Source organism: uncultured Amaricoccus sp., from assembly GCF_937858865.1.
In the GTDB taxonomy this organism is placed as follows: domain Bacteria; phylum Pseudomonadota; class Alphaproteobacteria; order Rhodobacterales; family Rhodobacteraceae; genus Amaricoccus.
This window is the reverse complement of record NZ_CALLYO010000157.1, coordinates 1-3,149: the sequence shown is the minus strand read 5'-3', so window position 1 is coordinate 3,149 and position 3,149 is coordinate 1. Positions and strand designations below refer to the sequence as shown.

The 3,149-nt window shown below is 71.5% G+C and carries 1 protein-coding gene and 1 pseudogene; one reads left to right on the top strand and one right to left on the bottom strand.

Annotated elements, in window-relative coordinates:
• Position 1: 1 nt before the first annotated feature.
• Positions 2–2,419 carry a DNA topoisomerase (ATP-hydrolyzing) subunit B gene (gene gyrB, locus Q0112_RS04400; RefSeq protein ID WP_297971966.1) on the bottom strand — a complete coding sequence of 806 codons (2,418 nt, stop codon included), beginning with the start codon at positions 2,417–2,419 and terminating at the stop codon, positions 2–4.
• Positions 2,420–2,614: 195 nt separating this feature from the next.
• Here gyrB and Q0112_RS04395 point away from each other — a divergent pair.
• Positions 2,615–3,149: pseudogene (locus Q0112_RS04395) on the top strand (class I SAM-dependent RNA methyltransferase); the annotation flags it as partial.

The window sequence follows — 3,149 nt, the reverse complement described above, 5'->3', positions numbered from 1 at the left end:
CTCAGGTGTCGAGGTTCGCCACGCTCAGCGCGTTCGCCTGGATGAAGTCCCGCCTCGGTTCGACCTCGTCGCCCATCAGCTTGGTGAAGACCTCGTCCGCCTCGTCGAACTGGTCGATCCTGACCTGCAGCAGCGTGCGCGCCTCGGGGTCGAGCGTCGTCTCCCAGAGCTGCTCGGGGTTCATCTCGCCGAGCCCCTTGTAGCGTTGCAGCGTCAGCCCCTTCTCGCCCTCGCGCGTGACCGCCTCGAGGAACTGCGAGGGCGCATGGATCGCCTGCTCGCGCTCGCGGCGGACCAGTGTCGGCACCTCGCCATAGACCTCCTGCAGCCCCGGCGTCAGCGCCGCGAGCCGCCGCGCCTCGCCCGAGCGCAGCACGCCCCCGTCGAGCAGCCGCACCTCGTCCACCCCGCGCAGCGTCCGCCAGAGGCGCAGGCCGCCGTCCTGCGTCGGCCGCCCCTGCCAGCCGCGCTCGTACTCGGCCGCGATGAGATCGAGCCGCGCCGCGACCTTGTTAGCCGTCCCCTGCGGGTCGTCGTCGAGCACGCCCCTGACGAGCGCCCCGGCGATCGCCGCCTGCTCGAGCACGTGCCGCGGATAGAGCGTCGGGAAGGCGGCGAGCGCCGCCGTCACGCCGCGCGCCTCCTCGACCACCCGCGCGAGGTCAGCCCCGGCCAGCACCGCGCCGGAGGCGAGCCTCAGCGTCGCCCCCTCGAGCCCCGCCTCGATCAGGTAGTTCTCGAGCGCCGCCTGGTCCTTGAGATAGACCTCCGAGCGGCCGCGGCTCACCTTGTAGAGCGGCGGCTGGGCGATGAAGAGGTGCCCGGCCTCGATCAGCTCGCGCATCTGCCGGAAGAAGAAGGTGAGCAGCAGCGTCCTGATGTGCGCCCCGTCCACGTCGGCGTCGGTCATGATGATGACCTTGTGGTAGCGCAGCTTGCCGAGGTTGAACTCGTCCCGCCCGATGCCGGTGCCGAGCGCGGTGATCAGCGTGCCGATCTCCTGGCTGGTCAGCATCCGGTCGAAGCGCGCCCGCTCGACGTTCAGGATCTTGCCCCGCAGCGGCAGGACGGCCTGGTTGTGCCGCGAGCGCCCCTGCTTGGCCGAGCCGCCGGCCGAGTCGCCCTCGACGATGAAGATCTCGGCCTTCGCCGGGTCCTTCTCCTGGCAGTCGGCGAGCTTGCCGGGCAGATTGGCGACGTCCATCGCCGTCTTGCGCCGGGTGAGCTCGCGCGCCTTGCGCGCCGCCTCGCGCGCCAGCGCCGCCTCGACGATCTTGCCGACCACGACCTTCGCCTCGGCCGGGTTCTCCTCGAACCACTCGGCGAGCTTCTCGCCCACCAGGCCCTCGACCGCCGGCCGCACCTCGGAGCTGACCAGCTTGTCCTTGGTCTGGCTCGAGAACTTCGGGTCCGGCACCTTGACCGACAGCACGCAGGTCAGCCCCTCGCGCGCATCGTCGCCCGAGAGCATGACCTTCTCCTTGCGCGCCAGCCCGCTCTCGCCGGCGTAGGCGTTGATCGTCCGCGTCAGCGCGCCGCGGAAGCCCGCGAGATGCGAGCCGCCGTCCCGCTGGGGGATGTTGTTGGTGAAGGGCAGCATCGTCTCGTGGTAGCTGTCGTTCCACCACATGGCGACCTCGACGCCGATCCCGCCCGCCTCGCCGACGATGTGGATCGGCTCGGCGAGGAGCGGCGTCTTCGAGCGGTCGAGATAGCGGACGAACTCGCGCACGCCGCCCTGGTAGGCGAGCACGATCTCCTCGGGCTCGCCCTTGCGTTCGTCGCGGAGGGTGATCTTCACCCCGGAGTTGAGGAAGGCGAGCTCCCGCAGCCGGTGCTCCAGGGTGCGGAGGTCGTATTCGGTGCGCGAGAAGGTCTGCGACGAGGCGAGGAAGCGCACCTCGGTCCCGCGCTGGCCGTTGTCGGGCCCGACCCGGCGCAGGCTCTCCACCGTATCGCCGTGCTCGAAGCGGGCGAAATGCTCGTAGCCGCCGCGCCAGACGCGCAGCTCGAGCCAGTCCGAGAGCGCGTTGACGACGCTCACGCCGACGCCGTGCAGGCCGCCCGAGACCTTGTAGCTGTTCTGGTCGAACTTCCCGCCCGCGTGCAGCTGGGTCATGATGACCTCGGCCGCCGAGACCCCCTCGCCCTCGTGGATCCCGACCGGGATCCCGCGCCCGTTGTCGCGCACCGAGACCGACCCGTCGGCATGCAGGGTGACGCTCACCTCCGTCGCATGGCCGGCGAGCGCCTCGTCGATGCCGTTGTCGACGACCTCGTAGACCATGTGGTGCAGGCCCGAGCCGTCGTCGGTGTCGCCGATGTACATCCCGGGCCGCTTGCGGACGGCCTCCAGCCCTTTGAGAACCTTGATGGAATCGGCGCCGTAATCCTCGGGCGCGCGGGCGGCTTCAGCCATGTCGTGAGAGGTCCTTGGTGATGGTGGCGCAGTCTATCCGGCCGGCCCGGCCTTGTCACCCCCGGAATGCCGCCCGCGCCACGAAATCCCGGAGTCTTCAAGACGTTACCTAAGCACCCCGGCCCCCCTTCACAACCCTGCCGCCGATCGTCGCGCGCTCTCGCCCCCGCCGGGCTTTCCGGCTATCCCCTCTCCATGCCCGCGCCCTTCGAGATCTTCCTCGCCGCCCCGCCCGGCCTCGAGCCGCTCCTCGCCGCCGAGGCCGCCGAGCTCGGCCTGCCCGACCCGAAGCCCGTCCCGGGCGGCGTCACCGTCCGCGGTGGCTGGCCGGAGGTCTGGCAGGCCAACCTCCGCCTCCGCGGCGCGGGCCGCGTCCTCGCCCGGATCGCCGCCTTCCGGGCGCTCCATCTCGCCCAGCTCGACAAGCGCGCCCGCAAGGTGCCCTGGGCCGACACCCTTCTCCCCGGCACGCCGGTGCGCATCGAGGCCACCTGCCGCGGCTCCCGCATCTACCATGCCGGCGCGGCGCGCTCCCGCATCGCGCGGGCGCTCGAGGATAGCGGCTGTCCCCTCGCCGACGACCCCGCCGCCGTGACGATCCGGGTCCGCATCGACGACGACCTCTGCACCCTCAGCATCGACACCTCGGGGGCGCCGCTCCATCGCCGCGGGCACAAGGAGGAGGTGAACGCGGCCCCGCTGCGCGAGACGCTGGCGGCGCTCTTCCTCC